Source organism: Dendronalium phyllosphericum CENA369, from assembly GCF_016056275.1.
Classification (GTDB): domain Bacteria; phylum Cyanobacteriota; class Cyanobacteriia; order Cyanobacteriales; family Nostocaceae; genus Dendronalium; species Dendronalium phyllosphericum.
Window position 1 is genome coordinate 1 of sequence record NZ_JAECZA010000165.1, and the last position, 3501, is coordinate 3501.

General features: G+C 40.1%; 2 protein-coding genes and 2 pseudogenes. 2 read left to right on the forward strand and 2 right to left on the reverse strand.

Annotated elements, in window-relative coordinates; all coding sequences use genetic code 11:
• Both I8752_RS21830 and I8752_RS21835 read right to left on the reverse strand, forming a co-directional pair.
• Positions 1–623 (reverse strand): annotated as a pseudogene (locus I8752_RS21830) (hypothetical protein); the annotation flags it as partial.
• 340 nt (positions 624–963) lie between these two features.
• Entirely contained in the window at positions 964–1236 is a 273-nt protein-coding gene (locus I8752_RS21835) for a GlsB/YeaQ/YmgE family stress response membrane protein (protein WP_214434378.1), read from the reverse strand.
• Between the two features lie 633 nt (positions 1237–1869).
• On the opposite strand from I8752_RS21835, the gene I8752_RS21840 reads away from it, so the two are divergent.
• Positions 1870–2298 (forward strand): MAPEG family protein, encoded by a 429-nt coding sequence (locus I8752_RS21840; protein ID WP_214434379.1) that lies wholly within the window; start codon positions 1870–1872, stop codon positions 2296–2298.
• Positions 2299–3281: 983 nt separating this feature from the next.
• Positions 3282–3501 (forward strand): annotated as a pseudogene (locus I8752_RS21845) (ISNCY family transposase); the annotation flags it as partial.

Sequence of the window (3501 nt, forward strand, 5' to 3'; positions counted from 1 at the left end):
CCCTCAAACACATATCGTAGATTCGCGTCTCGGCGCAGTTTACTAATCACATCCAGATTCAGTGCTTTGACTCCCTTGACAAATGCCTCTTTAGCATATGCTCCATCCACAGCAAGGTAGCGAACTTGGGGAGGTAATTGAGGTTGAGCAATTTCCAGGTGGTGGAGATAGTAGTCCATCCGCGTCAGTTCTGGACATTCGCCTTGGTCAAATGTTTGTTCAGCAAGCAGACTATAGGCCACTTCCGTTTCTACATCTACTACCGCCACCAAGGATACCTCTAATCCTCTCTCAACTCGATTGTGACTGCCATTATAAAATTGGTCTAGTCCAAAGGTCTTTTTCCCGCTTTTAGCAATGAATGAACAGTCCATCACCGCAATCATTGAGTGATGAAGAGACGTTGCTGCTTTGATTACTTCTGCGTTGAACTGAGCGAAATCAAACTGTTTTTTAAACTGTCGGCGATAACTTCTCTCTGTTCGTTGGCTGTAACGACTCAAGTTGGTAAAGTTTACCTTGCCACAGGCAATTAGAATCGTGGCAAACAGGGTTGTCAAGGCTTTTATCTGTGGTTTATGAAAAATCCCCATTTTGCTCAGTAAGCTTTGTACAATTTCCATATGGCTATCGAGTCGGTGCAAGTTTTTTCTAATCAGCACCTTAATGGCTCGATAGCTTTCTTGTCTATTCCCTCAACTAAAAATTGTCCGGAGTATTGATACTATGGACTATGACATAAACGAGGTTTGATGAAATGTCAAAAGCTTTAGACTATTTTCAACTGCGTAAAGAGCATCTGGTCAGACCACATTCCAACAAAATCAATTTATCAAAATAATATTAGCGCCCGCCTAAATCCAGGCAAGCGCTACTGTTTTATTGAAATTCAGGGAGAAAAGATGGTTAAATGAATTAAGAGATGTTTACTATTAATTGACTAATTTACTAATATTTAATTTTTTAGATTGTACTGCGGCGATTTAGCAAGTTCCACAAGAAAATAGCAACAATTGCACCCAGAACTGCTACCAAAATACCGGGAATGCTAAGAGTTGAAGCTGTTAGAGTCAAGGTTCCTGTATTGAAAAACACACCCAAACTTCCACCAACGAAAGCACCAATAATTCCTAATAAGATTGTTCCTAAGATTCCGCCGCCTTGATGACCGGGGTAGATAGCCTTGGCGATCGCACCAGCAATTAGACCTAAAACAATCCAAGCAAGAATATTCATTGTTTTAATTTGATAAACGTTTTTGACTGACAAATACACAATAGCAATCACAACATTGACATTCAATCTACCAAGAGAATAGATTATTAATAGCCTTGAGGATGAATGCTATTACTTCTTGTGATATACCTCTCAATTGAATGGATAATAAATTAAGAAAAAGCTCCTAGTAGGTCTAAAACTAGAAGCCTTTAAATTCATTGCTTGTAATTGCAGTATATGCATTATTAATTGTTTTTGCGCTTCTACTTGAAGAATTAAACTGAGGTTTTTTGAGGATTAAGATTAGCATTTTACATTGCAGGTACTACAACTGCTTTTTAGGGTTTTGATATGGAAGCTGCTGATGCTTACAGGAGTAAGTCTGGTGGTTCTGCGCCTACTTGAGTAATAAAACTGCGATTAAGTTTAACGGCAGCGCTGGCTTTAGTTTCAATGCTACTCTCGTTTCTCGTTTGAGATTGACTCAAGTGTACTCTTTCGAGGTCTAGAAACATTGCACTACTGAGCCTATATTAACTTTAATCTCAATTACACTTTGAGATCGCAATCAATCAAGGAAATTATACACCCCTTATTTAGTGCAGCCTATTATTCACCCGTCAGCAGAATAAAAAAATTTCGGAGGAACCAATGAGACAAGACGCAATCTTCAGTCCCTTTTTTGCATCAGTGTTTTTGACATTCCTGGTTTGGGTGTACATGTACATCCGTCGTATCCATTTCATTACAAGTAGAAAGCTCAAACCACAAGACCTAGCTGTACCTGATACGTTGGCACAAATTTCACCTCCAAGCGTATCCAATCCATCTGATAACCTGAAGAACCTGTTCGAGATTCCGGTACTATTTTATGTACTTGTACTGTATCTGTTCGTTACGAAACAGGTGGATACAGTGTATGTGAATGCTGCGTGGGTGTTTGTTGGATTTCGCGTCTTGCATAGTGCTGTTCATTGCACATTCAATCTGATTATGCTCCGGTTCTACCTCTACCTATTTGCTACGCTTGCAGTATGGTTGATTGCGTTTCGCGCAGCCTTTATTCACTTTGCTACTTAAATTACCTTAACTAGCTAAATTTTTCTCTGACGGTAGATTGAATTGAACAAATGCGACGTCAACTGCGGGATTTAGTGAAATTTGTCGATTAAGAAGAACAGCAGATTGTTTATACCAATTTTGAGGATGAGCTAGGGGAGATTGTCGAGATTGACGTACCTACAAAACAAACTGGTTTCAGCCCCTACCAATACCGCAAAAAGGTAGAGGCGTATATCCCTCTTTTGTCAGAGTGGGTAAACCCAATTGGTGAAACCCTTTTGGCGCTTGAATTTCCGCTTTTTAACTAGAAATTTTAGTTACTGTTAGAAAATAAAGCCTCAAAGCTTGATTCATTCTGAGTCTCAGAATTTAGGTTCGATTATTGTTTTCCGAGAGTGACAAAACAGGGATATTCAAAGAGCATAAAAATCATCGCCGCGATCGCTCCTCTCAAGCGTAACATCTCCCTGTTGGTTGAGTACTACTACTTAGCCATAAGGGATGACGTGGATGGCCAGCTTTCGTTCGACCTAGACAGTAGAGAGACTACTTGCTAGAAAATAAATTAAGCACTGCTCGATTTTGGAAAATAGCGATCTGACTTTTCACGTTATGTGGACGCATAAGCGAGGGTGTGAGGTGTGGGCTGAGTGGGTGTAGTAAGGCAATATCTTTTCCCTACACCCCTCAGCCTATCCCCTACCCCCTGTCTTGACGGAGGTTTTAGGACTTCCCGTGAAAAGTCAGATCGACATTGCACGCTCATTCAATAGGCGATCGCCTGGTTCTAAGGTTGCAAAATTTTTCTCGCACCAATACAGCATTGCTTGTTACCTTTAGACCCGATTGTAATTACTTTAGCTTATATGCTGTGCTGTTTTTTAAACTCTTTACCAGTAAGCCTTTCAACTGGAGTTTAGACTAGTTCGCGGTGCGAAACCCAAAAGCCTTACAGTGATTGAGATAGAGAAAAATGTACTCAATCGGAAGGCAGACAATAGGTGTTACAGAAAAAATATCACATTGACAGAGAGTTCAAGATTATCTTGCTCCTTTTTGGTGAAATGGATGAGCAAATGACTCAAATTGACCATCTGCTCTGTGATGACAACCTGCTTGAGTTAATGGAAGCAGACTTGTCAAAACGTTATCCACTCTCCAGCAAGACCGGAAGAAAATCAACTCCAGTAGAAGTGATATTCAGGATGTTAACTTTAAAAC